27 protein-coding genes and 1 pseudogene are annotated in these 26,207 nt (G+C 53.8%); 12 read left to right on the forward strand and 16 right to left on the reverse strand.

Going from position 1 to position 26,207, the window contains the following annotated elements:
• The first annotated feature begins 43 nt into the window (after window positions 1–43).
• The 6 genes from hemH to arsH all read left to right on the forward strand — a co-directional run bounded on the left by hemH (window position 44) and on the right by arsH (window position 6,195).
• Window positions 44–1,069: a ferrochelatase gene (gene hemH, locus ACIGCM_RS20465; protein WP_397503897.1), complete on the forward strand. Its 1,026-nt coding sequence runs from the start codon at window positions 44–46 to the stop codon at window positions 1,067–1,069.
• 160 nt (window positions 1,070–1,229) lie between these two features.
• On the forward strand, window positions 1,230–2,618 hold the full coding sequence (locus ACIGCM_RS20470; protein ID WP_397503898.1) for a spinster family MFS transporter: 1,389 nt from the start codon (window positions 1,230–1,232) through the stop codon (window positions 2,616–2,618).
• Between the two features lie 675 nt (window positions 2,619–3,293).
• Window positions 3,294–3,650, forward strand: a complete 357-nt coding sequence (locus tag ACIGCM_RS20475; RefSeq protein ID WP_397503899.1) for a metalloregulator ArsR/SmtB family transcription factor — start codon at window positions 3,294–3,296, stop codon at window positions 3,648–3,650.
• A gap of 28 nt (window positions 3,651–3,678) precedes the next feature.
• On the forward strand, window positions 3,679–4,962 hold the full coding sequence (locus tag ACIGCM_RS20480; protein WP_397503900.1) for an arsenic transporter: 1,284 nt from the start codon (window positions 3,679–3,681) through the stop codon (window positions 4,960–4,962).
• A 15-nt stretch (window positions 4,963–4,977) separates the two neighbouring features.
• Window positions 4,978–5,448 (forward strand): arsenate reductase ArsC, encoded by a 471-nt coding sequence (locus tag ACIGCM_RS20485; RefSeq protein ID WP_397503901.1) that lies wholly within the window; start codon window positions 4,978–4,980, stop codon window positions 5,446–5,448.
• A 33-nt stretch (window positions 5,449–5,481) separates the two neighbouring features.
• Entirely contained in the window at window positions 5,482–6,195 is a 714-nt protein-coding gene (gene arsH / locus ACIGCM_RS20490; protein WP_397503902.1) for an arsenical resistance protein ArsH, read from the forward strand.
• Window positions 6,196–6,225: 30 nt separating this feature from the next.
• On the opposite strand, the gene ACIGCM_RS20495 is transcribed toward arsH, so the two are convergent.
• From ACIGCM_RS20495 to ACIGCM_RS20510, 4 genes are all read right to left on the reverse strand, one after another.
• Window positions 6,226–6,933: an anti-sigma factor domain-containing protein gene (locus ACIGCM_RS20495; protein ID WP_397503903.1), complete on the reverse strand. Its 708-nt coding sequence runs from the start codon at window positions 6,931–6,933 to the stop codon at window positions 6,226–6,228.
• A complete protein-coding gene (locus ACIGCM_RS20500) occupies window positions 6,930–7,484 on the reverse strand; it encodes a sigma-70 family RNA polymerase sigma factor (RefSeq protein ID WP_397503904.1) in 555 nt (184 codons plus the stop codon). Before ACIGCM_RS20500 ends, ACIGCM_RS20495 begins: the two co-directional genes overlap by 4 nt.
• Window positions 7,485–7,593: 109 nt before the next feature.
• Window positions 7,594–8,136 carry a DUF3455 domain-containing protein gene (locus ACIGCM_RS20505; RefSeq protein WP_397503905.1) on the reverse strand — a complete coding sequence of 181 codons (543 nt, stop codon included), beginning with the start codon at window positions 8,134–8,136 and terminating at the stop codon, window positions 7,594–7,596.
• Between the two features lie 209 nt (window positions 8,137–8,345).
• Window positions 8,346–8,531 carry an agmatine deiminase family protein gene (locus ACIGCM_RS20510; RefSeq protein ID WP_397504064.1) on the reverse strand — a complete coding sequence of 62 codons (186 nt, stop codon included), beginning with the start codon at window positions 8,529–8,531 and terminating at the stop codon, window positions 8,346–8,348.
• Between ACIGCM_RS20510 and ACIGCM_RS20515 the strand changes: the two genes are divergently transcribed.
• Window positions 8,468–9,130, forward strand: coding sequence for a LysR substrate-binding domain-containing protein (locus tag ACIGCM_RS20515; protein WP_397503906.1), 663 nt, complete (start codon window positions 8,468–8,470; stop codon window positions 9,128–9,130). The genes ACIGCM_RS20510 and ACIGCM_RS20515 overlap by 64 nt on opposite strands.
• A gap of 137 nt (window positions 9,131–9,267) precedes the next feature.
• Here the strand turns inward: ACIGCM_RS20515 and ACIGCM_RS20520 are convergent, their stop codons facing one another.
• Entirely contained in the window at window positions 9,268–10,191 is a 924-nt protein-coding gene (locus ACIGCM_RS20520; protein ID WP_397503907.1) for a LysR family transcriptional regulator, read from the reverse strand.
• Window positions 10,192–10,276: 85 nt separating this feature from the next.
• Between ACIGCM_RS20520 and ACIGCM_RS20525 the strand changes: the two genes are divergently transcribed.
• The 4 genes from ACIGCM_RS20525 (at window position 10,277) to ACIGCM_RS20540 (ending at window position 13,702) form a co-directional block, all read left to right on the forward strand.
• Complete coding sequence (locus tag ACIGCM_RS20525) at window positions 10,277–11,587, forward strand: MFS transporter (protein WP_397504065.1); 1,311 nt, start codon at window positions 10,277–10,279, stop codon at window positions 11,585–11,587.
• Between the two features lie 14 nt (window positions 11,588–11,601).
• On the forward strand, window positions 11,602–12,528 hold the full coding sequence (locus ACIGCM_RS20530; RefSeq protein ID WP_397503908.1) for a carbon-nitrogen hydrolase family protein: 927 nt from the start codon (window positions 11,602–11,604) through the stop codon (window positions 12,526–12,528).
• A 208-nt stretch (window positions 12,529–12,736) separates the two neighbouring features.
• A complete protein-coding gene (locus tag ACIGCM_RS20535; RefSeq protein ID WP_397503909.1) occupies window positions 12,737–13,075 on the forward strand; it encodes a hypothetical protein in 339 nt (112 codons plus the stop codon).
• 132 nt (window positions 13,076–13,207) lie between these two features.
• Window positions 13,208–13,702, forward strand: a complete 495-nt coding sequence (locus ACIGCM_RS20540) for a hypothetical protein (RefSeq protein ID WP_397503910.1) — start codon at window positions 13,208–13,210, stop codon at window positions 13,700–13,702.
• Window positions 13,703–13,796: 94 nt separating this feature from the next.
• Here the strand turns inward: ACIGCM_RS20540 and ACIGCM_RS20545 are convergent, their stop codons facing one another.
• From ACIGCM_RS20545 to ACIGCM_RS20590, 10 genes and pseudogenes are all read right to left on the reverse strand, one after another.
• Window positions 13,797–15,371, reverse strand: coding sequence for an ABC transporter permease (locus tag ACIGCM_RS20545; RefSeq protein ID WP_397503911.1), 1,575 nt, complete (start codon window positions 15,369–15,371; stop codon window positions 13,797–13,799).
• A 2-nt stretch (window positions 15,372–15,373) separates the two neighbouring features.
• A complete protein-coding gene (locus tag ACIGCM_RS20550; RefSeq protein ID WP_397503912.1) occupies window positions 15,374–16,393 on the reverse strand; it encodes an extracellular solute-binding protein in 1,020 nt (339 codons plus the stop codon).
• 229 nt (window positions 16,394–16,622) lie between these two features.
• Window positions 16,623–17,156 (reverse strand): annotated as a pseudogene (locus ACIGCM_RS20555) (YdeI/OmpD-associated family protein); the annotation flags it as partial.
• A 346-nt stretch (window positions 17,157–17,502) separates the two neighbouring features.
• Window positions 17,503–18,900 carry an ATP-binding protein gene (locus tag ACIGCM_RS20560; RefSeq protein WP_397503913.1) on the reverse strand — a complete coding sequence of 466 codons (1,398 nt, stop codon included), beginning with the start codon at window positions 18,898–18,900 and terminating at the stop codon, window positions 17,503–17,505.
• A 1-nt stretch (window position 18,901) separates the two neighbouring features.
• Complete coding sequence (locus tag ACIGCM_RS20565) at window positions 18,902–19,558, reverse strand: response regulator (protein ID WP_397503914.1); 657 nt, start codon at window positions 19,556–19,558, stop codon at window positions 18,902–18,904.
• Window positions 19,559–19,569: 11 nt separating this feature from the next.
• Complete coding sequence (locus ACIGCM_RS20570; protein ID WP_397503915.1) at window positions 19,570–20,226, reverse strand: tetratricopeptide repeat protein; 657 nt, start codon at window positions 20,224–20,226, stop codon at window positions 19,570–19,572.
• The gene (locus ACIGCM_RS20575) at window positions 20,226–21,032 is read right to left on the reverse strand and encodes an SDR family oxidoreductase (RefSeq protein WP_397503916.1); all 807 of its coding nucleotides are present in this window, start codon (window positions 21,030–21,032) and stop codon (window positions 20,226–20,228) included. Before ACIGCM_RS20575 ends, ACIGCM_RS20570 begins: the two co-directional genes overlap by 1 nt.
• The gene (locus ACIGCM_RS20580; RefSeq protein ID WP_397503917.1) at window positions 21,019–21,711 is read right to left on the reverse strand and encodes a TenA family transcriptional regulator; all 693 of its coding nucleotides are present in this window, start codon (window positions 21,709–21,711) and stop codon (window positions 21,019–21,021) included. Before ACIGCM_RS20580 ends, ACIGCM_RS20575 begins: the two co-directional genes overlap by 14 nt.
• Before the next feature lie 10 nt (window positions 21,712–21,721).
• Window positions 21,722–23,188: an AMP-binding protein gene (locus ACIGCM_RS20585; protein ID WP_397503918.1), complete on the reverse strand. Its 1,467-nt coding sequence runs from the start codon at window positions 23,186–23,188 to the stop codon at window positions 21,722–21,724.
• On the reverse strand, window positions 23,178–23,855 hold the full coding sequence (locus ACIGCM_RS20590) for a thermostable hemolysin (protein ID WP_397503919.1): 678 nt from the start codon (window positions 23,853–23,855) through the stop codon (window positions 23,178–23,180). Before ACIGCM_RS20590 ends, ACIGCM_RS20585 begins: the two co-directional genes overlap by 11 nt.
• 403 nt (window positions 23,856–24,258) lie before the next feature.
• Between ACIGCM_RS20590 and ACIGCM_RS20595 the strand changes: the two genes are divergently transcribed.
• Entirely contained in the window at window positions 24,259–24,927 is a 669-nt protein-coding gene (locus ACIGCM_RS20595) for a tetratricopeptide repeat protein (protein WP_397503920.1), read from the forward strand.
• Window positions 24,928–25,158: 231 nt separating this feature from the next.
• On the opposite strand, the gene ACIGCM_RS20600 is transcribed toward ACIGCM_RS20595, so the two are convergent.
• Window positions 25,159–26,187 (reverse strand): AraC family transcriptional regulator, encoded by a 1,029-nt coding sequence (locus ACIGCM_RS20600; protein ID WP_397503921.1) that lies wholly within the window; start codon window positions 26,185–26,187, stop codon window positions 25,159–25,161.
• Window positions 26,188–26,207: the final 20 nt, after the last annotated feature.

Raw genomic sequence — 26,207 nt, forward strand, 5'->3', positions numbered from 1 at the left:
GACTAACTGAGCCCTAACGTACAGGGCCGAACTAGGAATTTGCATGACCGACCACGCGTTGTTACTGGTTAATCTGGGGTCGCCAGCCTCAACAAAAGTCGCCGACGTGCGCAGTTACCTCAATCAGTTTCTGATGGACCCTTACGTTATTGACCTGCCGTGGCCGGTCCGACGCCTTTTGGTTTCCTTGATTCTGATCAAGCGTCCGGAACAGTCAGCCCACGCCTATGCGTCCATTTGGTGGGATGAAGGCTCGCCGTTGATCGTTCTCAGCAAGCGTCTGCAACAGGCCATGCAAGACAAATGGACCCATGGGCCGGTAGGGCTGGCGATGCGTTACGCAGAGCCGTCTATTGAATCGCAGCTACTTAAGTTGACCGCCCAAGGCTGCAAGAAAATCACTCTGGCACCGCTGTATCCGCAGTTTGCCGATAGCACCACGACCACTGTGTTTGAAGAGGTTCGCCGGGTCATCAGTCAGCATAAGCTGGATGTGCAGTTGTCGGTTCTACAGCCTTTTTACGACCAGCCAGAATACATTTCGGCGCTGGTTGATAGTGCTAAGCCCTATCTGGATAAAGGCTTTGACCATTTACTTCTGAGCTTTCACGGTTTGCCTGAGCGTCATTTGCATAAGCGTGATCCAAGTGGGGCTCATTGCTTGAAGCGTGAGGATTGCTGCCAAACGGCCTCGCCGCAAGTGTTGGCAACCTGCTATCGCGCACAATGCATGCGCAGTGCTCAGGCGTTTGCCGAGAAAATGGGACTGCAGCCAGAGCAGTGGTCGGTGTCATTTCAGTCACGGCTAGGCCGGGCCAAATGGATAGAACCCTACACCGAAGCCAGGCTCGAAGAGCTGGCCAAGCAAGGCGTTAAAAACTTGTTGGTCATGTGCCCGGCGTTTGTGGCCGATTGCATTGAAACGCTCGAAGAAATTGGTGATCGCGGATTGGAGCAGTTTCAAGAGGCAGGAGGGGAAACCTTGCAACTGGTGCCCTGCCTGAATGATCACGCAAGCTGGACTGAGGCCCTCAACGTGCTCTGCGAGCGAGCACCGGTAAGTCTGTAAGTGGCTGCTGAGTGAGTGAGCGATGGGCGCTCACTCCTAAGGATGATATTCACCCTATCAATAACTCCTCTGGGCGATACTCACCGAGCCTCATATACGCATAAGCTGGCAGTACTTTAAACCGTCGCGCACCGCGTCAGCGGTGTCGAGGAAACTGCCCATGTCCAATAACAACAATGGCTATCCTTCAAACATTCGCGCCTGGACCACTGTCAGCATTTTGATGGTTGCCTACGTGCTGTCTTTTATTGACCGTCAGATTCTCAATTTACTGGTCGGCCCCATTCGCCGTGATTTGGCGATTTCCGATACTGAAATGAGTCTGTTGATGGGCCTGTCATTTGCCATTTTTTATACCGTTTGCGGTATTCCACTGGGCCGCTTGGCGGACAGTAAAAGTCGCCGCGGGCTGATTGCCTTTGGTGTGCTGTTTTGGAGTGCCGCCACCGCTGCGTGCGGGATGGTACGCCTCTATTGGCAATTCCTGCTGTGCCGAATTGGTGTCGGTGTCGGCGAGGCGGCGTTATCTCCCGCAGCGTATTCATTGATTGCTGACAGCTTTCCACTGGAACGTCGGGCAACCGCGATCAGTGTTTATTCGATGGGCGTCTACCTTGGGTCGGGCTTGGCATTCTTGCTCGGCGGTCTGGTTATCAAGTTCGCGTCAGCGCAGGGCGATGTAATGTTGCCGCTGCTGGGTGAAGTTCGCCCTTGGCAGTTGATATTTCTGGCGCTTGGTGTTGCCGGGGCGTTCTTTACCTTATTGATGTTGGCCGTGAAAGAGCCCGCACGGCGTGGCGCAGGGGCGGGTGTTGTCGTGCCGCTTTCGCAAGTGGCAGGCTACATCAGGAAAAACCGGCGCACCGTGTTATGCCACAACTTTGGCTTCGCTGGTCTGGCCTTTGCCGGTTATGGCAGCGCCGCCTGGGTGCCTACCTTTTACATTCGCACTTACGGCTGGGATGCCAGTCACGTTGGCATTGTCTATGGCAGCATCGTTGCGGTATTTGGCTGTTTGGGCATTGTATTTGGCGGGCGTCTGGCGGACTGGATGGCAAAGCGCGGTCGCACCGACGCCAACATGCGGGTGGGCTTGTATGCGGCGATTGCTGCTGTGCCCTTTGTGCTGGGTTTCCCGTTGATGGAGAGCGCCTTTTGGGCCTCGGTATTAATGGCACCTACGGTGTTTTGCCTGAGCATGCCTTTTGGTGTTGCCCCGGCGGCTATTCAGGAAATCATGCCAAACTCAATGCGTGGGCAGGCATCGGCGATATACCTGTTTGTCATCACATTGCTCGGTCTGGGTATTGGCCCGACAGCGGTCGCGCTGGTAACCGACTACGTGTTTGCTGACGATAACGCACTGCGTTATTCGCTGCTGATCGTCACTCTGGTGGCGATCATTAGCTCGATTATTTTGCTGGGCAACGGGCTCAAGCCATACCGCGAGAGTATCGAGCGAGTGCGCGCATGGTCAGCAAGCGATGCAGCTGAGGATGCTCAGGATCAAACCTTGGCAACTGCTGCTCCACTGCCTAATCGGTCTTAATGCCGGTTTGCGCATGCAGCGGTTCAGGCTGCATGCGCTTGAAGCGGGTCATTAATCCAATGGCTTTTGCCAAGCAAAGCGATACAGCGTTTTAGGTATTAACGCCCGGCAGTGGCCACTTTGACGTCAAGACTTGATGCTCAGGTCGGTAAAGGCAATAAGCGATGGTTGCCTTCAACAATGTCGTCGATCTAGGTGAAATCACGCTGGTTTCTCGTTAAGAATCGCCTTGGTTCGCTTGAAGAGCGCCATATCTACGGGCCAAACAGGGTGAAAAAACGCAGCTCAGTGCAAAGCTGCGAATCGCTGTGCGCGGGTATTCCATTGGCCCGTTTGTTGGCCGTATAGACAGATGGCCCGTGGTCTACCGAATCGCAAGTGGCAAATGACACCTTGGGCTGCTGCCATCTATCGAACCGCTTGAGTTCAACGCTGAAATAGTCGATACCGGTCACATCGTGGCCATCGGCGCATACACGCTGGGCGTGTGCAGAACTTGCTGGCAAAACAATGAAGCAGATCTGAAGACCTGGCAGTGCGTATAGATTGCTCGGCACTTCCGTTTGTATGCATGCAGATCAATCAGCGACTTAATATATGATTTACCGTATATTTATTTATGCGTATATTCGGTTTTCCGCATATTAAGGCTGCATGCATTAATCAGGAGCAAAAATGGCTGGGTCGCTTAACCCGACGGAGATATTCAAGTGCCTTGCGGATGACACCCGCGCACGCATGACCTTGCTGATAGCGGGTGAAGGCGAGCTCTGTGTCTGCGAGCTAACGGCTGCACTGGAGCAAAGTCAGCCGAAAGTTTCACGTCATCTGGCGTTGCTGCGCTCATGTGGATTGCTGATGGATCGACGGCAAGGGCAATGGGTGTATTACCGCTTGCATCCGCAGTTGCCGACTTGGGTGATGAGCATGTTGAGTGAGGTTGTAGTTGCCAACCAGCTATGGCTGGAAGCTGATGTGCGCCGTCTACATGAAATGAAAAGCCTCCCGCAAAACCAGTCCATGTGCGACTGAAATATCTTTATCTAACTGAGCTGGCCGAATGCTGACTGCACTTTCGATTTTCGTTATCACCATCACCTTGGTTATCTGGCAACCCAAAGGGTTGGGCGTTGGCTGGAGCGCTACATTTGGTGCTGTTCTGGCGCTGCTCAGTGGGGTGGTCGGCCTTGGCGATATTCCTGTGGTTTGGCAAATTGTCTGGAATGCCACCGGCGCGTTTATCGCCATCATCATTATCAGTTTGTTGCTGGACGAAGCTGGGCTCTTCGAGTGGGCGGCGCTGCATGTGGCTAAGTGGGGTGGCGGCAGCAGTCTCAGGCTCTATGCCTTCATTATTCTGTTGGGCGCTGTGGTTTCGGCACTGTTTGCTAATGATGGTGCGGCGTTGATTCTGACACCAATTGTTATCGCCATGCTTTTGGCATTGCGCTTTTCACCCGCGGCAACCCTGGCTTTTGTTATGGGGGCAGGCTTTATTGCGGACACCGCCAGCCTGCCGTTAGTGGTGTCGAATTTGGTGAACATTGTTTCTGCCGATTATTTCGACATCAGCTTTAGGGAATATGCATCGGTCATGGTTCCGGTCAACTTCGCCAGTATCGCTGCCACCCTGGGCATGCTGATGTGGTTTTTCCGTAAGGATTTACCCGCCAGTTATGAGCTTGCGGATATCAAGGAGCCGAGCGAGGTGATTCGTGACCGAGCCACCTTTATCGCGGGTTGGTGGGTATTGGTGTTGTTGCTGATTGGTTTTTTCGTGATTGAACCCTTGGGGGTTCCAATCAGTGCAATCGCTGCCATTGCCGCCACTGTGCTGTATCTGATCGCGGCGCGCGGCCATGTGATTTCAACCCGCAAGGTACTCAAAGGTGCGCCATGGCAAATCGTGGTGTTTTCGTTAGGCATGTACCTGGTGGTCTACGGCTTAAAAAACGCCGGTCTGACAGATTATATCGCTGAGCTGCTGAATGTCTTCGCAGGCTACGGTTTGTGGGGTGCGACATTAGGCACCGGGCTGCTGACGGCCTTGTTGTCGTCGGTTATGAATAACTTGCCGACCGTATTGGTGGGGGCGTTGTCGATCCATGCTGCGGATGTCAGTGGCGTGACTCAGCAGGCGATGATTTACGCCAATATTATTGGCTGTGACCTGGGCCCTAAAATCACCCCAATTGGCAGTCTCGCCACGTTGCTGTGGCTGCATGTCTTGGCGCGCAAGAATATGACGATCGGCTGGGGCTATTACTTCAAAACCGGCATCGTACTGACTGTGCCGATTCTGCTTGTCACCCTTAGCGCACTGGCGATACGCCTGAGTTTTTGAGTCTCGGAGCCCTTCATGAAAGTACTGTTTATGTGCACTCACAACAGTTGCCGCAGCATCTTGTCGGAAGCTGTTTTCAATCACTTGGCACCCACGGGATTGCAAGCTGTTAGCTCGGGGAGCTTTCCCAGTGGTCGGGTTAATCCACAGGCCCTGAAAACGTTGAAAGATGCGGGTATCGCAACAGATGGCTTAAGCAGCAAAGCCTCGGATGCTTTTGCAGATGAGCAGGTGGATATTGTCATTACCGTTTGCGATAACGCTGCGGGTGAGGTCTGCCCGGCGTATTTTGGACGCGCCCTGAAAGCACATTGGGGGCTGGCCGATCCGTCGGAAATCAGCGGAAGTCAGGCTGAGATCGAAGCCGCTTTTGCATCGACATTGGGCAAGATTGAACAACGCATTGCCGCCTTTATCGCGCTGAATTTCGAGACGCTGAGCACGCAAGCGATGCAGGATGAGCTTAACCGTATATCGCGTTTGTAAGTCCACTTGGCGATGGCCAAGGGAGGAGTATTGATGAAAGAGCTACTGCCTAATATCGCTGAAGCATTGGTGAATATCCCAACGCTTGAGCAACTGGCTCCACGCGAGCCTGTCTTACATAAACCGCGTATTTTGTTGCTCTATGGCTCTACCCGCGAGCGCTCATTCAGCCGTTTGCTGACGACCGAAGCCGCGCGCTTACTTGAGCAGTTTGGTGCAGAGACAAAGATTTTTGACCCTTCAGGATTGCCTTTGCCGGATGATGCGGCGGACACTCACCCAAAGGTCGTTGAGTTGCGCCAGTTGGTGCAGTGGTCCGAAGGGCAGGTGTGGTGCTCGCCCGAGCGCCACGGTTCGATGAGTGCAGTATTTAAAGCGCAGATAGACTGGGTGCCGCTGGCGATCGGTGCTGTGCGCCCAACACAAGGCAAGGCGCTGGCGGTGATGCAGGTGTGCGGCGGCTCGCAGTCGTTTAACGTGGTTAATCAATTGCGTGTGCTTGGCCGCTGGATGCGAATGTTCACAATCCCCAATCAATCCTCCGTGCCTAAGGCATTCACTGAGTTTGACGAATTTGACCGGATGAAACCTTCGTCTTATTACGACCGTTTAGTCGATGTAATGGAGGAACTTGTGAAGTTCACCTTGCTGCTACGTGACCGGCAGGACTATCTGGTTGACCGCTATTCAGAGCGCAAGGAAAGCGCTGAGGAACTGATGAAGCGCGTCAACCAGCGCGCGATCTGATCGCGGGTACATCAGGCGTTTGGTCGATGGCTAGATGACTTTCACCGCCCGGCCAATGAACTGTATTGGCCCGGTTGGTTTGCCAGTGGCCGAGCCATTGGGGCCTTCGAGTGTCAGCTCAAATAATTGATTGGGTGCCATGGGCGGCAGTTGCTTGAGTGAAACCGACAATGTTTGCCCTGGTTTAACCAGGCCCAGAGATACCGGAGCTTGCCAGTCATCGCCCTTGGTCCAGAATTCCAGAGCCTTGTCCCGTGGCACTTCGGCAACGCCCAGTGGTATCAACTGGATATCCTGTCGGTTACTGGTCTGGATCACCCAGCCCGGTGCTTTGTCTTGCGGCGCAACCAGCACCACCAGATAAGCCGTTTCATTGAGTGGCGCATTGCGCAGCATCAATACGGCTGCAAGCACCAGGGTTGCGGCAATACCGGCACCGGCGAGACCACGCCACAGTGGTAGCAGATTCCACCAGGATGTTGCCTGAGGAGAGGGGGCCGAGCCAATGCTGCGCTGGACCCGCCGCCACAAAAAAGGCGAGGGTGCTTGAGGATCGGCTTGATCGGTCAGGTCCAGTAGCCGCCTTTCCCAGGTGTCAACGGCTGCACGTAACGCCGGTTCGCGGGCCATACGTATGCGCACTTGATTGCGCTGCTGCGCAGGCAAGGTGCCGAGCACGTATTCACTGGCCAACTCGTCAATATTTTCTGGGCTATCGTTGCCCGTTTCCTTGCTCATCCCATGCACTCCCGCAGAGCTAGCAAGCTGCGTTTTATCCAGGCTTTGACAGTGCCTAGTGGTGTGCCCAGTTTCTGTGATATTTCCGAATGTGAGTAACCGTCGACATACGCGTGCAAGATGCAATTGCGCCGCGCAGGCTCAAGTTGCTCAAGGCAGGTATAAATTCGGCCTGAGCGGGCACGGTACTCGAATGTATCGGCAATGCCAGGCAATGTCTCATCCATCAGCGCGTCATCGTTTAGCTCACCGGCGAGGGCATCATCGGCATTGTCGCGGATGAAATTAAGTGCCAAGTGGCGCGTCACGCTGAAGATCCAGCCACGGGCGGAACCCCTTGATGAGTCATAGCTATTGGCGCGTGCCCAAATCTTGATGAATGCGTCATGTACGATGTCTTCGGCCAACGCGTTATCGCGGACGATGCGCTTGGCAACGCCCAAAAGACGAGCGCTTTCTTGGTCGTACAGACGGCGTAATGCTTGCTGGTCGCCTCGGGCGCAGCTAGTCAAACACGCTTCATAATCAAAGATGGGCTCAGACAAGGACAATAGGTTCAGACGCCAGTAATGAGTAAATACCCCAGCCGTATTGGCTGGGGGGATCTGATCAGATTAGACGAGTACCTAGCCTGATCAAATCTATCTATTACCGGAGTTCTTAGCTGGCAGTCCAGAAAATATAGTCTGCTTGATATTTCACGATCTCTTTGCTGCCCTTGGTATCGGCCGTACAGGCTTTGCTTGGGGCTACGCCACCCTTGATCGCAACACGCTGGATGTAGCTAACGCCCTGCATTGCACCTTTACCATCAGCCGGGTTGGCTTTGACCAGCTGGTAAGGAATGTTGCCATCGCCCGCTGGTGCCACTGCCACTTGGGTGCCGGTGATTTTCGAGCCGTCTTTGGCCTGCCAAGTCGCTGGTGGGCCAAAGTATTCGCCAACTTGTTTGCCGCTGCGATCATTCAGCGCTGCTTTGGGACCAACAAACACCCACTCGGTTTGACCGGCAGCACCTTCCTTATCACGGCACTCATAAGTGATTTCGCCCACACCCACCGTTTCCATGGCGACTTTGTTGCCGTCTGGAACCTTGACGCTGTCAGGTAAACCCATTTGTGCATATGCCGAGGGTACAGCGGCCAATAAGCAGGTGGCTGCGAGGGTCGTACTGGCAAGGCTGATTATTTTTTTAGCGTTCATGCAAGTCTCTCCATAAGTGCAAAAGGAGCAGCATTTATTCGGCTGCTACTGGTACTACACGGGAGAAAGACAATTGGATGCAGTGAAATGAAAATATATTTTGCGTGCGTGTGATCAGGGGGTTACCTAATGGCTGATTGGCGTAAAACCTCCGCCTTAATGGCAGGGAAGGCGGAGGTTTGGATTAGCGGCTCAAAAGCAGGGCAGATTTACTCGTGGTTTGCCCGCGAGTTGGCTTTTGGGGGATTTTTGGAAATGCAGTGGATTCCGCCACCTCCTGCCGCGACCGGGTCGATATTTATTTGCTCAATCACGCGTCCCGGATAAAGTTTTGCCAGCAGGTTCTTGCTGTATTTATCCGCCGCAGGCTGTTGGTATCCGGCGTTTGGAGCAATACCGCAAGCCCAATAAACTTGTGGTCAACACCACACCGGCGTTCGCGCGTCACTGGTTAGTACCGCGTTTAGGCGAATTCAACCGTCAGTACCCCCAGGTTGACCTATGGCTGCTAACCACTGATGAAATGCCCGACATGGCCACGCAAACGATTGATATCGCCATACGCGACGATCTCAGCGCTCAGGCCGAATGCAGTTTTCGCGTACTGCTTGAAGATAGCCTTTATCCAGCGTGCCACCCTCGGTTGTTGCAGCTGGGCGCAGAACAGCGAATCACCCTGCATGGCGAGCGAGAGCTGGATTGGAGCCATTGGCAGGTTCAAGGCGGTATCGATGTTGGCCAACAAAGTCAGGGGCTGAACTTCTCTGACCCAGGCTTGTTGTTGGACGCGGCGACTCAAGGTTTAGGTATCGCGTTGGTCAGCCAATTACTGGCCAGCAGAGCGCATCGCGATGGTTTAGTGGTGCCGTTGACCGAGCAACGTGTGCGTGGCTCCAATTGGAGTTGGTTGGTGCACCGCGACAGCGAGGATGAACAACTAACCCGCAATTTTTGCGACTGGTTGACCGAGGCTTTGAATAAACCTGAGACCTGAACCGCTTGGCAGAAAACAATCTGCGCTGGCCAGGCTATTGATTCGATTGAACCTCAGCTTTGGGGTGGTTGCGATTATTGATCAGCTGCTACTGGAGCCAGCGGGGCAGTTGCCTGCGTCCTCTGTCGTTACTCTTATTAAAGGTCTTTGGTGATCTGACTGATGAACTCACGAATCCAGGCGTGTTGAGATTTATCTTGCTTGGCGTTATCCCAAACCATAAAGCAGCGAAATGATGGAACGGCTATGGGGACAGGATTGGCGATCAGCGCCATTTTCGCGGCAAAGGTTTCAGCGGCGAATGAAGGGATTGTGGCTACAGTGTCGCAGCTTAACAACGTGGTCAAGGCTCCGGAAAAGTGGGTAAAGGAGGCTGTTACTTTGCGTGTTTGGCCGGATGTTTCGAATAAATCATCTATAAACCCGCGTCGACCGTCGTAACTGATGCGGACGTGATCAGCCGAAAAATAGTCTTCGAGGCTAATTTGATCTGCCCCTCCAAAAGCGCCGGCTCTGTACAAACAAGAATACGAGGATGAGAAAAGTACCAACGATGAAAAGCTGGTGCTGAAGTCCTTAGGTTCACTGCATATAACCAGGTCTATCGCCGGGTCATGCAAGGCATTTTTCCACAGCGAACTATTGGTTTGATGGAACGCGAATCTGATTCCAAGTTTCAGCCTGGAGACTGCCGCGACCAGCATGGGAGCCAGATAGGCTTCAAGGTCGTCTGATAAGGCGATATTGAAAATATAGTGAGAGTCTTGCGCAGAAAACGTGCTGTCTTCACCCAGCAAAGCCGTTACAGAGGCCAAGGTCTGCGCAATCATCGGAGCGATTTCAACCGCCCTGCGCGTTGGCTCCATACCCACAGAGGTACGCACGAACAACTCGTCGGCAAAGAGCTCTCGCAAGCGCCGTAGCGAGGCGCTTACAGCGCCTTGAGTTACATGCAGAACTGCCGCTGCCCGCGTAGCGCTGCGCTCCGTCATCAAGCAATGAAAGGTGAGCAACAGATTCAGATCTGTTCGAGAGATATTACGTATGTTAATCCGGCTCATTTTTCTTAATCGTTTGATATCCGGCTGCCTGTATTTCTAGGATAGCGGCAAAACAAATCCTACAAAAGAGGGGCTGCAAATGATCATGTCAGGGGCGATACGAGATGGAGAGGAGGGCTCTGCACAAACTGATCGCGTGGACATCCATAAACGGTCTATTGCAGTAGGCATAGGCAATTTCATGGAGTGGTTCGATTTCGCCATCTACGGTTATTTTGCTGCCGTGATTGGTAGCTTGTTTTTCCCATCGGCCGCTCCGGGTGTTTCGCTGTTATCTTCGTTGGCTGTTTTTGCCGTGGGTTTTCTCTCTCGGCCACTCGGTGCATTAGTCCTAGGGCCACTTGGCGATAGGCTCGGAAGGCGTGCGGTATTGATCGTTACCGTCTTCGGTATGGGGCTTTGCACCACCATCATCGGTTTACTTCCGCCTTACAGCGCGATTGGCGTAGCGGCTCCGATATTGCTGATCACCATGCGCTTCATTCAGGGGATGATGGTGGGGGGTGAGTGGTCGAGTGCAGGCATTTACATCGTAGAGAGTGCCCCGGCCAACCGTCGGGCAACAGCCGCCAGTGTGATTACCGGCACGGCCGGCTGTGCGTTTCTGTTCGGCACATTCATTGCGGCGATCCTGTCCACTAACCTGACCGATGAACAGTTGAGTTCTTGGGGCTGGCGGCTGCCATTTATTGCGTCGATCGCCATGACCGGTGTAGCAATTTTCATTCGGCGCAAATTGGGCGACACCCCCGTCTATGAAGAACTGAAAAAGCAACGGGAAGCAGGTGCAGTCGTGGAGCCAACGCCTGCTGAAAAGCGTCGTGCCTTTATCACCACATTTGCCTTTTCAGCCTTGTTTGGTGTGTCCCTTTACTACTTCATTACTTACGCCAATAACCACTTGGTGGCTTCGGTAGGCTTACCGAAAAGTACCTCGCTCTGGTTATGCAGTGTGGCGTTGGTTGTTTACTGCATTGCCAATCCGATTATTGGGCGAATCAGTGATGCTTTTGGTCGACGCAAGCTACTGTTGTTCGCCGCTCTAGCACTCGCCGCTATGGCGTATCCGATTTTCTGGATGCTCAACAGCGCTAACACTTACCTCATCATCGCGGCACTGATTATCTTCGGCATTCTGGTTGCCATCACCGCAGTGATGGACGTGGTTTTGCTGGTCGAAGTATTCCCTGCATCCATTCGTTCCACAGGCGCTGCCTTGGGCCACAACTTGGCTCTGGCGACATTGGCCGGGCCAGGCCCTTTCATCGCGGCTGCTTTAATCCGCGAGACTGGCGATCCAAATATCCCCGCGCTTTATCTGGCGGTGATCTCAATCATTTGCTTTGCAGTTTTGCTGGTCACGCTTCCAGAAACTAAAGATAGAAATATTGCTTAGGAGTAGGAAAATTTATGACTCGTGTAGCCGTTATCCAAGCCTCATCCATTCCATTTGCTCCCGTTGCGAGCATTGAAAAAGCCTGTGGCATTTTGCACCGCGTTGCCAAGCAAGGTGCGCAACTTGCGGTATTCCCTGAAGCCTTTATCGGCGGTTATCCAAAGGGCCAAAGTTTCGGCAATGTTGTGGGTAACCGCAGTGCCAATGGACGGGAGCTATTCAATCAATACTTCGAGGGCGCAGTCGAGTTAGATGGCCCTGAATTGGCCGTGCTGGCCGAGTGTGTTGATGAGCTAAACCTGATTGTTGTGATGGGAATCATTGAGCGTTTCGGTCGTACCTTGTACTGCACCGCCGTGACCTTGATCCCCGGAAAAGGGATCGCAAGCTATCACCGCAAGTTGATGCCGACAGGGCAAGAAAGAACCATTTGGGGCTTTGGCGATGGCTCGACAATTGATGCGGTTGATACTGAAATCGGCGTAATCGGCAATGTGATTTGCTGGGAAAACTACATGCCGGCGTTCAGGCAAGCCATGTATGCCCAAGGCGTTGAGCTGTACTGCACCCCGACAGCAGATGATCGTCAATCGTGGGCCAGTTCCATGGTCCATATTGCGGTGGAGGGGCGAAATTTTGTGCTTTCAGCCTGCCAGGCAATCAAGCTTGAAGAGTATCCGGATAACTACCAAGCTGCCTTTGGCCTGGACTTCAAACCAGAAGATTACATCATGCACGGCGGCAGCATGATCGTCAGTCCAATGGGGGAGGTATTAGCTGGCCCGGTTTATGATGCCGAGACTGAGATATACGCCGATCTTGATATGTCGATTTTGAACAAGAGCAATCTGGATTTCGACGTCTGCGGCCATTATTCAAGACCTGACGTTTTCGAGTTGAATGTTAATACCCAGCCAATGCGCTCGGTTAACTTCAAGTAAATACTGAAAGTGGGCGCACCCGACAATGCTTCGCTGTGACTTTAATTAGGCGCGGCGAAGCATTTTTATTTAACGCTGATTAATCGTAACGCGCTCAATTTCTATTTGATTAAGCAGTAGTGGCATTTTGCTGGTGTCTGTTTATCCTGTGCTAAAACTCCAACCCCGCGTGCTCCACAAGCACGTCGCATAAGGGTCGCGCGAGCACATGACCTACCCTAAGACGTTCACTCATATACCGCGCCTTGCGGTGTTTCTTTTGCTCTTGTGTCTGGCACAAACGAGCGTCGCCGCTAACCAGCCTTGTTCGGGTAAGAAAGGTGGAATCGCTCGTTGTGATGGTGAGTTGTTTGTCTGCAACGATAGCTCGATCAGCGGCTCGAAGCGAAATTGCAGTGCTGAGCTAAACGGTGGGGCTTCTGCACCCTTGAGGGTTACGGGCAGCGCGGGAGAGTGCCCATGTGGCAGCGGCACGCTCTGCACCGGGCCCAAAGGTGGACGCTATTGTCTGACATCGGGCGGAAATAAAAGCTACAAACGCAAGTAGCGGTCGTGGCCACGCTCGTTAGTGCCTGACTAGTGCAACGCTTTATAGGACAATCCTGTGACCGCCTTTACACTATGAGTCCGATTATCCCGGGCCATAAATATGGCTGCACCGATCAAGGAACTTGCCTCCATGGCCTCCCCAGAGAAACAGCAAAAACGCGCCAAGCGAGCCAAAACCAAGGCCAAACAGAATCGTTCAGGCAAGCCCAAAGCCAATGTCGTTCATCCGGTGCTGGCCAATCCGCTTATCGACGAGCCATTCGATGATGTCGAAATCGACCTGAGTACCTTCGATTTCAAAGATATCGAAGAGAACGGCTTTGATCCGGCGCATTTCGATGACCTTTTTCAGGCAATGAAATTTGGCGAAAGCGTCAGCTTGTTAGCAATGTGTTTGGTGTTTCTCCAATACCCGGTACTGGAGTTAGTGATTGCTGAAGAAGCTGAAGAATCGGCGACTGACTTCATGATGGGCCTGCTCATCACCTATCGCGGGATCTTTCACGACGAAGATGAAGACACGGCGGTGGATTGGATCGGCGGCGAGGTCTTCCAGAATGCTTACAACGAAGCGTCGATGATCCTGCAGAAGAAGAACGCTCGCCGTCCAGGCGCAAATGCTTAGGGCGGGGAGGGGGGCAGGCCAATATCTCGGAAGTGGCGATCTGTCCCCGGTAGTGATGGGCGTTTGAGGCTGGTTGCTGCAGCGCGGCCTTTGCTCAACTACGTCGATAGGCCCGTGTGGTCAACAGGTAAACCGGTAGACCGGACACCAGTACGATCAACGCGGCATAAGGTGCAGCGCCGGCGTATTCCAAGTTGCCGGTGTGGGACCAGACCTTAGTCGCCAAAGTCTCCAAGCCAGTTGGGCCCAAGATCAGTGTCGCCGTCAGTTCTTTCATGCAGTCGAGAAAAACCAGCACGAAGCCAGCGCCGATGGCCGGTGAGATAATCGGTAGGGTCACCCTGAGAAAGGTCGCAATAGGTGTGTGCCCCAAGGTCCGCGCTGCCTCTTCCAATTGCGGTGAGGCCTTTTCCAGGGCCACGCGAATCGGGCCCTGAGCCATCGGCATAAACAGCAGTGCATAGGCAATCAGCAGCAGAATGCTGGTTTGGTACAACGCCGGCATGTAGCCGAGGGCGAAGAACACAAAGGACAGGGCAATCACCAAGCCCGGCAAGGCGTGGAGCAGGTAGGGCAGTCGGTCCGCGAGCGTAGCCATGCGCCCGTAGTAGCGCACCACCACCAGGCACACCGGTAACGCCAGCAGGCAACTGAGTAAAGCCCCGCCGAAGGAGTAGGACAGTGATGCCCAAAGCGTTTGAGCGATTTCAGCCACTGGAAAGCTCGCCGAACTGCCCTCGACGATCCAAAACCCAAGCATAGTCAACGGCGTACCACAGCCAATAATAACCAACACCAGCAACAACACCTGGGCAGGCACAGCCCAGCGGCCCAGGCGTACGGGTGCTGAGCTACGGGCCACTCCCTGACCGGTACGCGCGTATCCGCGACCGCGCAGACGAAACTCGCCCCACAGCAGCATCATGCACAATGCCAACAACAGTGCTGAAAGCATGGCGGCGTTGCTGCCATTAAACTCCAGCTCGAACTGCTGGTAGATGGCAGTGGTAAAGGTTTGATAGCGCATGATCGACGGCGCACCGAACTCGACCAGCATGTGTATCGCCACCAACAGGCTGGTGGCCATCAGCACTGGGCGCAGCAACGGCAGTGTGACCTTCCAGAACACTTGGCGACGGTTGAGGCCAAGCATGCGCGCCGACTCTTCCAGCGCAGGGTCAAGGCTGCGCAGGGTCGCCACCACGGGAAGGTAAATCAGGGGGTATTTCGACAGCACCATCACCAGTACCGTACCGCCCAAACCCTCGAACATCGGGCTTATTGATATCCAGGTAAAGCCACTGACAAATGAAGGAATCGCAAACGGCAAGCACAGCAGTACGTTCCAGTGCTTGCGCCAACGCAAGTCGCTGCGCTCGACCAACCACGCCAGTCCCAAGCCGATCAGCGCGCAGCCAATAGTCACCAACACCATCAATTTCATGGTATTGGCCAGCAAGCCGAATACGAACGGCCGCCAGAGCAGGGCAAAAGCCTCATCCAAACCGGTTTGTGCTGCGCGGGCCACCACGAAAAACAACGGCAAGGCAGCCACCAGCAGCAACGCCAGCACCGGAATTTGCAGCCAGATCGGCGGCGACTTGCGCCGCCGTGTGGTGTGGCCTACTGCGGGTAACGGCAGTTCAGGAGTGACGGCTTCGGGTTGCATGATCAGTTCATTCCGACTTCGCGTTGTAACTCCAGCGCTTCTTCGGCCAGGCCGATCTGCGCTGCGGTAATCGCTGGCGGCTTGAGTTGGTCATATGGCTTAAGTAACGGATCAGCTTTTACATTCGGATTGACCGGGTACTCGGCCGACTTGCTAAGAATGGCCTGCTGGCCTTCGTCACTGATCATAAAGGCCAGAAACGCCTGAGCCTCTTTCGGGTGTTTACTGGCTTTGACCACCGCCGCACCGGATACACTGGATAGGCCGCCAGCATCGCCATCGGCGAAGTAATGCAGCTTGGACTTGAGTTCGCCTTTCTCTTTCTTCAGGGCTGTCCAGTAGTAGCTGTTGACCAGCGCCGCACCGACTTCACCGTTTTCCACTGCTTTCATGGCGACGACGTTGTTGGTGTACGTGGAGCCGAATGCCTTGAGGCCAGTCAACCACTCTTCGGCGGCTTCACGGCCATTGAGACGAATGACCGCGGCGGTCTGGCCGAGGAACTCACCGCTGCTGGGCACGAAGGCGATCTTGCCTGCCCACTCCGGGTCGGCCACTTCCAGCACACTGCTCGGCAGTTCGGCTTCAGTGATCAGATCCGGGTTGTAGGCCAATACGCGTACGCGCGAGGTGATGCCTAGCCAGTTGCCGTTGTCGTCAGAGAATTTCGAGTCGACCTGCGCCAAAGTGCTTTGATCCACCTTGGCCAACAGGCCCTGGCTACCAAGCTTGATCAGCGGTGGCGCCTCCTCGGTGTAAATGATGTCAGCCGGGGAGCGCTCGCCTTCTTCGGCGATCTGGTTCGCCAACTGGCCACCACCGCCCTTGCGGATCAGCACTTTGATGCCGGTCTTCTCTTCGAATGCCTTGGCCACGGCCTTGCCGGTGGCCTCATGCTGGCCGTTATAGAGCGTCAGGGTTACCGGGTCATCAGCGTACACGCCACTGGCGAATAGCATGCCGATGGAAAGAACCCCGGCGCCGATTACACGCGCGAACCTGGTTACTCGATGTACGGACATAAGCCTGTTTCCCTTTGACACAAAAAGTTACCGCGGGATTATACAGGCCAATTGATGATGATTCTCAAGAACTCTCGACGCGTGGCTACAGAAACAACCTTCAAACACTGAATAATCCGGGCAGATCAGGGAATGATCGAGACAGCCCACTGGATTGATGCAGAACAACCACGTTGGGTCGCCCAAGCTGTTTCGTTCTGGCAATAGGCACCTTTGCACGCGCAACCCGCGGTGCACTGAACGCCTTGCTGTAATAACCCGACGCGTCAAAACAGCACACCCCTTTCTTTCATTCTTGCGGCCAGCATGTCGCATGCATCATGAATCCGCTTTGTGCGTGCCTGCGCTTGCTTGGCCGATGCAATCCAATGAATCCAGTCAAGCCGGGCAACAGCGGTGGTGTTTTCCCAAGTCATATACGCTGCGGGCGAAGCATCTAAAGCTTCGGTCAAGTCAGCAGGGGCTTTGGGTTCTGGTTCGGGTTCCACGGCACTGACCTCAAAGCAAACAGGCTCACCCACGCCTACGCCTGGGCTTTTAAGCAGTTGTTCATCGACTTTTCAGCCAGTGGCTTTTTAACCATCAGGTTCGAGTAACGCCGTGAAAGGGTGGCCGTTAATGGTTCCCTCCACCGTCATCCGGCCGCGCCTTGGTTTACTGCTTTGGGCAGGATTAAAAATGCCCAGGCGTTGCCGTCGACCGGTGCATCAGGGCAAGTAAGGGTGAGGAAAGTGTGAGTCTTTGCGGGGCATTTAAAGGTCACCGTCCAAAGTCCATAAGAGTGGGCATGGCGGGTCTCATCTTCCAGAGGCACTGCCGTGGCTTTGAGCGCAAACTTACACGACCATAGATCTTAAGTTGGCACTCAACTGAGAGGCTAAACTTGTTCAGCTTCAAGCCTGGTCTGGTTGCAACTAACGTGCTGTAAATGAGCATGATTCGTTTCACTCACCCCTTCGGGGCCGCAGTCAGGGCTGCCCCGTTAAAGTGCGTTAACCGCAAGCGGCTTGCTGAGTCTGTTTTAAACGCAGCATCACCGAGTGCAGGGCTTAGTATCGCCGTCTTGACTTTAGTACCACCGTCTTAACTAAGGCTGTAGATAACTGTATTCAAATCGTTGTTTTTTTGAGTTTATTGGAAGCGCTGCCGGGTAGTTTCAGGGTTGCCAAAAGGCCGCCTGCGTGATCATTTTTAAGCATCACACTTCCACCCAGCCGTTTGGCGATCATTTCTACGATAGAAAGGCCCAAGCCTGCACCTTGAGGGTTACCTTGACTGTAGAAACGCTCGAATAAACGCGCCAGTTGCTGCTCATCAATGCCGGGGCCCATATCTTTAACGCTTAGTTGTATTTCACCTTCGGGCAGTTGTGATAAGTGCACTAACAACTCGCCCCCTGCAGGCGAGAAGTTTGCCGCATTAGTGAGCAGGTTTTGCAGTGCAATACTGATTGCTGCTCCATCACTCGTGATACGGTAGCTGCCCGGTTGCACCTCCAGCGAAAGCTCTAAACCTTTGTTCAGCACCCAGGAGGTTAGCTCCACCAGGGTTTCACGAACTACCGCTTCTAAGTCGATCAATCGCCACGTTTTCGGTGCCAACTCAGGTTCAACCCGCGCCATTATCAACAATTGATTAACGACGCGTGTAAGGCGGTCCACGCCGACGATCATGTAGTTAAGTGCTTCGTTTCGTGCAATGTCATTTGGGGCTTGCAGCGCGTTTTGTGCATGTACGTGCAACACCGCCAGCGGCGTGCGCAGCTCATGGGCAGCATCACCGATAAAGCGTCGTTCGCGCTGCAACATGCTCTCGACTTGAAATAGCAGTCGGTTAAGAGCGGCCTGCATAGGCTCTAGCTCCTTGGGGAGGGGAACCAGATGCAGTGGGTCGAGGGATTCGGGGTGGCGGCCACGGATTATCTGGGCCATGTCCTGAAGGGGTTTAAGCCCCCAGCCAATAGCCAGCCACACCAAAACCGCAAGCAGCAGAATGCCGATTACATTGGGTAGCAGGGTATGACGAACGATACGGTCAACCAAGTCTTGACGAACGTCGTCACGCTCACCTACCCAAATTCGGAGGCCAAGTTTCTCGTCTGGTAACAGAAACCCGCGCCAGCCGTGCCCTGCCGACGTAAGGTCTGAGAATCCCGGGTTATCTAAGGGCTTCTCAAATGCAGGCGTGCTGGCTGAATGGACCAAGCTTTGACCGTCTGCCCCCCAAACTTGAAAGGCCATTTTACTTTCGTAAGGGTGGCCAATTTTATGGTGGCCGGCCTGGCTCAGGGCTTCATTGAACGCCTGGTAAAGTTGCTCATGCTGATCGGTCTGCATCGGCATTTGCATCACACCCTGCAGGAGCCTGGCGTTCTGTGCCAACTGAGCATCGTAGATTTCGGCGATCTCGTGGCTGCTGTCATGGAAGTTGTAAATGGCGATCAGTGCGGTGCCAAAAATCATCAGCCCTAGTACGAGCCAAAGAGTACGTCGACGTAAAGAGGTCATATCAGCTTTGCACCAAGTAACCGATACCCCGCACAGTGCGAATCAGTTCACCAAAGAGTTTTTTGCGTAGGTGATGGATATGCACTTCCAAGGTATTGCTCTCTGCTTCTTCGTCCCAGCCGTAAAGTAGCTGCGTTAGGCGCTCGCGGGTAAAGACTTTGCCCGGTTGCGAAAGCAGCTCATGCAGCAGTAGGTATTCCTTAGGTGTTACCACAACCAATTCACCTTTGTAGCGTACCTGTTGGGTAAGAGGGTCCAGGCTGACCCCAGCATGTTCAATAAGCAGGTGTGGGCGTCCAGCACTTCGGCGCAATAAGGCACGCAGGCGTGCCTTCAGTTCATTGAGATCGAAAGGCTTTACCAAATAGTCATCAGCACCTGCGTCTAGACCCGCAATACGATCATCGGTGTCGTCACGGGCTGTGAGAATCAACACCGGCAAACTGGAGCCACTATTACGTAACTGTTGCAGCACTTGAATACCACCCAGCCGTGGTAAGCCCAAATCTAGCACCAATAGATCGAAGGTTTCGCTGAGCAGTGCGTGCACAGCGCTGACACCATCATGCAGCCAGTCGACGGTATAACCTTCGGTACGCAATCCAGTACGCACACCTTCGCCCAAGGCAATATCGTCCTCAACGAGCAGCAATCGCATGGAGATCCTTGTCAATCAAGTTTGTGTTGTACTTGCATCAGTAAAGCATCAATTTCTTGTTGCCGGCCAGCGTCTGCGACCTCACGTCCTGGGCGCGGTGCTGCCTGCTTGGCTTTGAGTAGCGCTTTACGGGCTTCGCTATACTGGCTTTCGCGGTATAAATGATCGCCCCAAAAGTACAAGCTATCGATGCCCTGCGGATTAATCTGCAGGGCCTGTTTGAGTAATTGCCCAGCCTTGTCAGCATCGCCAAAGCCAATAGGCCAGCCGGGTACACGGTCATACAGGGCGGCCAAGCTGGTATAGGCTGAGCCTTGTAAGGCCGTAGGGTCTAGTTGCAGAGCCTTCTCTAGCAATAACTTGGATTCTTTGGCCTTGCCCAATGCCCCTAAGCCGCCCTCAGCACCGGCCCAGCTACTGATGACAATGCCTTGCCAAATCCAAGCTTCCGCTGCTTGTGGACGGTCTTGGGTGAAGCTCTTGGCTTGAGCCGCAAGCTTTTCGAACGCTTCAGCTCGCTGCTTTTCGGCAGTTTGATATTGGATTTGCGCCCATCGCTGTTGAATGTCCAGTAAGCGTTGGCTATCTGCGGGGTCCAAAGCCCAAGCGCTAGTTTGTAAGCATAAGATAAAGAGACTGATGGCGAGGAGATAAACGCGCTTAGTCATCACAAGTGGCTCTCGTCTTTGGTGGATTGTGTAAACCGTCTAATGATCGGAAGTTGTTTACGCAGTTCGTGGTCGACTATGTTGGGAAAAATACTGTTGAGACGTACAAAGAGTTTTTCCGGCCAGCCGAGATACAGTTCGTTAAAGTCGTTGCTAATGGCTCGCAGCACCTGTTGGGCAACGCTTTGCGGCTCATCGATACCGCTCTTGAGTGCATCACTTAGGGCCATAGCCGCAGGGCTGTTCATGGTGGTACGGGTGGCGCGTGGTGCTACGTACAAGACATTAACGCTGGTGTCTGCAAGTTCCCTACGCAAAGCCTCAGAAAACCCACGCAAAGCGAACTTGCTCGCGCAATATACGGCGTAGCCAGGGTAGCCAATTGAACCGTAAATCGAGCCGACGTTGACTATCAGCCCATGGGGCTGGTTACGCAGAATGGGTAACATCCCGCGAGTTAACTGCAAAGTGGCCAGTACATTTAGGGACAGCATTTGCTCAATGTCATCATCATCAAATTGCTCCAACAGGGCAAAACGGTTAACCCCGGCAGCGTTGAGTAAAAGATTGACCCCACCCAGTTTTCTAGCCGCCTCAGTCACGGCAATGCGTCCTTCGCGCTTGAGTAAATCTGCGCAAACCAGATGTAATCGCTCTGGGTAAGCCTTAAGCAATTGATCATAGTTTTTTGAGGTTCTACTTACTGCCAAAACCTGTGCACCGCTGGCGCAAAGGTGTTCTGCTAGTGCAAGACCAATACCTCCGCTTGCACCTGTGAGAACCACACGGCAATCAGACAGTTGCATGCTCTACCTCGCGCGCAAGTGCGTTGGACTCGGCCCTTGGCAGGCCACGGAGCATGTCGGAATAAAGTTTGTACACCACTTTACTGGCATGGATCACGGCAGCTTGGTCGGCTGGTTCGTCCAAACGGTTCATTAGGCCGCGATATGTCTCCATGTGGTCTACGTCAAGCGATCCATGGGAGAACAAATAGCTGAACGCCGTGTCAGGCAGTTTTAACTGCTGCTGGATACCGCTTGCGGCCTGAGTTGCTAAGGCAATGCTGGTACCCTCCAGAACATTAACCATACCAAACAACCCCACCGGGTTACCGCGGGCGATGAGGTCATAAAGAAAGCTCACCATCAGTTCAATGGGTAACGATGGTTGGCTGTTACGTACTGCTTCGACGTCCCCTTGGCAGGCTGCTATGTCGTTGAGTATCCATTGTTCGTGGCCGTATTCTTCGTCGATGTACTCGCATACTGCCGCACGCAACCACTCCAAGCGGCTTGGTAGACGTGAGCCGCAAGCCATCATCAACGGCACCGTATGGCGAACATGGTGGTAGGCTTGTATCAGAAATGCACGGTAGCTTTCTAAACTGACGTTACCGTTCAGGGCATCTTCAATCACCGGCACGCTGAAAAGATTGTTTCGCTCTTGAGTTGTTGCGGCTTGAAGCTGGTCAAAAAAAATCATGGAGAAATTCTCAGTCAGTCATAAGTTCGGAAAGGGTGTCGTGGTATCGCGTGAGGATGGCCTCGCGACGTAGTCGACCATTACTGGTAAGCAGTTGGTTGTTTGGAGTAAAGGGTTCTGACAAACGTGTCCACGCTCGAACTTGGGCATACTCAGGCAGCGCTTTATTGGCCTGTTCCACAGCGCAGGCCAAGGTTTTGTCGGAGCAGGCCGGATCCAATGGCCAAAGCAGAGCGAGGTTGCGACTGAGCCCTTCTCCGTGCACGAACGCTTGAGCGATAGTGCCTTGCTGAGTCAGCTCGGCTTCGACCCAGTCCGGGTTGACGTTGCGACCAAAGCTGGTGATGAACTGATGCTTTTTTCGACCTTTGAGATAGAGATAACCGTCGGCATCAAATTCACCGATATCACCCGTTGCCAGCCAATCATCTTGCAGAGGTTGTTCGCCAAGATATCCCAGTAAAGCGGAGCCTCGCACCATTACCTCACCGTCATCACCAAGCCGAACCTGTACATGCGGAAGCGGTCGTCCAACACTGCCGAGTCGATTAGCATTTGGGCGATTTAGGCTTACAACCGAGGCGCACTCAGAGAGGCCGTAACCTTGAAAAACTGGCAGTCCTACTGCGTGCGCCCGCTCTAGTAAGTCAGTTGAAATCCTGGCACCACCCACGGCAACAAAACGAAATTGCGCACTGTTCAGTAAGTTACGTTCAATGGCTGTGACTAACCCCAAGAGCAACTGAGGCACCAAGATCAGACTCTGTGCCTGGCTCATCACTACAGTGCCGAGTAACCGTTGCCAGTCCACCATGCTTGCCCCCGTAATACCCATCTGCTGTTGCGGTAATACGGTGACCTCGGCGCCCGTCATCAGTGCCGCATATACCCCCAGGTTTTCCAGTAGAACCGCGTAGGGGAGTACAGCGAGGTAGCGCTGTGGATTGCTCCCCTGGCTAGCGCTTTGCAACTCTCGAGCAACCCGTAACAGTGCCTCTGCACTTAAGCAAACGCCCTTAGGTGCTCCGGTAGTACCTGAGGTGTAGGTGATTTTGGCCGTGTTTGAGGGAAGTCCAGGATCTGCAGTACGGGTGCGCGCCCAGAACGCGTTTTGCGCAGTAAAACCTGCTGCTAACATTTCTTCGTTCATGTCCGCACTGGCGATAGCCAGTTCAACCTGGCTTTGCATCATGCAATGAGCCCGTTGTGCAGGCGTAAAAAAGGAGGGGAGCACAACACAGGGTAAACCGCTAAATAGAGCGGCTAAGTCCCATAGCACTGCCTCTGGGCTGTTTTCCAGAGCAAGGGCAAAAACCTTACCGGCATGCTTGCTAAGCTGCTTTTCACGGCTGGTCAGTTCGTCCAACAGTTGGCTGTAGTCGAATGCAGAGTTATTGCCGTGCAGAGCCTTTTTATGCGCAAACTCCAAGGCATACTGGTTTAGTTTCTGACGAAATTGCTCAAGTTCAGGCCGCATTGGAAACCTCACACTCAGACAATGGAAAACCCAGGCGTGCGAGAACTCCACTGGTTTCCAACTGAGTCAGGCCGTTGCGGATATCACCCATAAATACATGGGGGTTTTGGGCATAGTAGCTGCCCCAGTTGTATTGATCTTCTCCAAGCAATGCGGGGTCGGCGTCACACAATAAATATGGTTCCAAACCTAGGCGTTGAAAGCTGTTAATGAGCGTCGCTGCTCCGGTAAAGACCACCCAGCGCAAGCCACGACGGGCCAGTAGCCAAGTCATTGCGACAATAATCAATCTCGCGCTACCAGCGTTTCGTGCAGCAAGGTTGCCCACTTCAACTATTTCACCACGGAGGACCTGTCGCCCAGCCACTTGGGACAATACGCTCTCCGCTGGTCGCTGAAGATACTGTTCAATAAAAAGCGGGCTGGAGGCGGCCATGCGCGCACCGACCGTTGCGCTGAGCAGCCCTTGACGGTCATGCAATGCCAATAGCTCAGGCATAAATTGCTGGATTTCTGCATGGTGAATAGCAGCGAATCGCTCTTGAATAAAGCACTCGACTTCGGCGCGGGCGGGGGATTCCTTGAGCGTTAGCGCTAATGACAGTGGGCGATTGAGGTCCGGGCCGAATCTCAACGGGAAAAGCATATTCCATTCGGAGTTGACCATAGATACTCCCTCCAGCGGTGGTTCGATGGGATGGAGTATCTATGGCTAATCTTAACGAAGTCTGAAGCCAGCTGAGCGCCCTAGGGAGAGCACGAACCGCCAGACGCCATAGTGATGCTGTAGGAAACTAAGCGACTCGATACTGCGGTTTTCCCGTATTCACTACGCACTCCTTTTAGTCCCCGTTCGTTGGTCTTAAGCGGCTGCTTTGGATGTGGCGACAAAAACACCACTAAAAACAAGACTGATGGCGTAAAGTCTTTAGGCCAGATGCAAGCACACGAAGAAAAAGGCGAAGCTGAGCAGTGGTATGTAAACTCATCACCATTTGTTGAAGAGATTAATTGTGGTCTGTCCTCGATAAGGCAGTCAGGCATTCACCAACGAACCAGGGATTTTTCACATGAACGCAATGAATCGATTACTTCACTCCACCACAGCCCTAACGCTCGTGGCGATCTTCAGTCTCGTTAGCACATCGGCGCAAGCCGGCTTGGAGGAGGGCGTTGCAGCCTATCAAGCCGGTGACTTGCCGCTGGCATTTAAAGAATTTCGCACCGTCGCAGACACCGGCAACTCCGATGGCCAGTTCAATGTGGCCCTGATGTACGAGCAGGGAATCGGTGTCGCCAAGGACGAAACACAAGCGATTCAGTGGTATGAAAAGTCTGCGCAGCAAGGCAACTCCAACGCGCAATACAATCTAGGCGTGCTGTATGAAAACGGTCGTGGCACTCCGGTGGACTTTGCGCAGGCCAATCAGTGGTATCGCAAGGCAGCAGCGCAGGGCGATGCGCTCGCCGTCGGTAATCTGGGCATGCTCTATATGCGCGGCGATGGCGTCAAGGTGGACAAAAAACTCGGCCTGGCTCTGCTTCTACAATCGGCAACTCTGGACAACTCGCCCATGAACAACGCCAAAAAGAACATTGCAGCGACCAAGGGCTTAACCCCTAACATGATCACAGAGGCACAGACACTTTCGAATGAACTAAGCCAAGCCCCAAATCTGCTGATACCGCTGGATCAATACTTGAAAACCACGACTGCCGCTGACGGCGAATCGCAGTAGGCTGAAACGCGCCATCCGAGTGTTGGGGGACAGGGCAGGATTAAAGGGTTACGGCATAAATCGTGGTCTGTCCCCGGTTGTTACTTTCGAATGAACTAAGCCAAGCCCCAAATCTGCTGATACCGCTGGATCAATACTTGAAAACCAGGACTGCCGCTGACGGCGAATCGCAGTAGGCTGAAACGCGCGATCCGAGTGTTGGGGGACAGGGCAGGATTAAAGGGTTACGGCTTAAATCGTGGTCTGTCCCCGGTTGTTACGCCACTTTCCTGGCGGGCTGTTAGTCCAGCGATTGAATGCTCGCGAAAAACTGGCCGTCTCAGCGTAGCCCAGGTGTAGGGCGATGCTGGCGAGATCCAAGTGCGTGTCCCGCAGCATGCGTTCGGCTAAGCGCTGCTTAATCTGCTCGTTTAGCTGTTGAAACGCGTGGCCTTCCTTTGCCAAGCGACGGTGCAAGGTGCGCTCTGATAGCCCAAGACGTTGGGCAACCATACGGCTGCTGAGCAGGGTCGACGAGTCGCGAATTAGCACCTGTTGCACTAAGCGTGCGGTGGGTGTTTTAACCAGTCGATGGGCTATCTCAAGACAAAAGCGTTCGCATTGCTGCTCGCCCTCGCTGAACGCACTGATGTGTGCTTGCGGTAGATTGAACTGCAGTTCTGCATGGGAAAACAGTATGCCGTTACGTTCGGCTTCAAAAGTAATAGGGTAATGAAATTCGCGCTGCAGCATGGATAGGTCCGCCGGTGCACTGACCGTCATCTCCACAGCCAAGGGTTCCGGCGGTCGCTGTAACAACTCCCCGGCAACACCAAGGCACGCGGACAGCCCTCGCTCGATCACAAATGCACGCGTATCCTGCGGCAGCACGCTGGCATCGAACAGTAGCCAGGTGCCGCGCCGATCTTCTTCGACTCGCGCCGGGCACAGTGTCAGGGCTAGTAGCTGGAAGCGACTGAAGGTGGCAAATGCTTCGCCTAGGGTACGACTGGCGAGCATAGTGAAGCCGAGTAGCCCCAGTGATGTCAGGTGATAGCGCTGACCCGTGGCAAACCCAAGGCCCGGCCTGCCGGCATGTTCAAGCAGGTTGCGGATCACAGCCAGTTCCTGCCAAGCCTCGATCTGTGCATTTCGCTGTTGCAGTACCTCGCTGGAAATGGCGCTGCCGATCAGGCAGCTCGGTGCATCCACACCTTCATTCTGAGCCGTTTCCAACAGGTAATGCACGCCGCTCAGTGAGCGGCTTTGGCGCCAGTCCATCAGCTTGCTCTCAGGCCACG

Origin of the sequence: Pseudomonas sp. NPDC078700 (genome assembly GCF_044542375.1) — a bacterium.
Taxonomy (GTDB): domain Bacteria; phylum Pseudomonadota; class Gammaproteobacteria; order Pseudomonadales; family Pseudomonadaceae; genus Aquipseudomonas.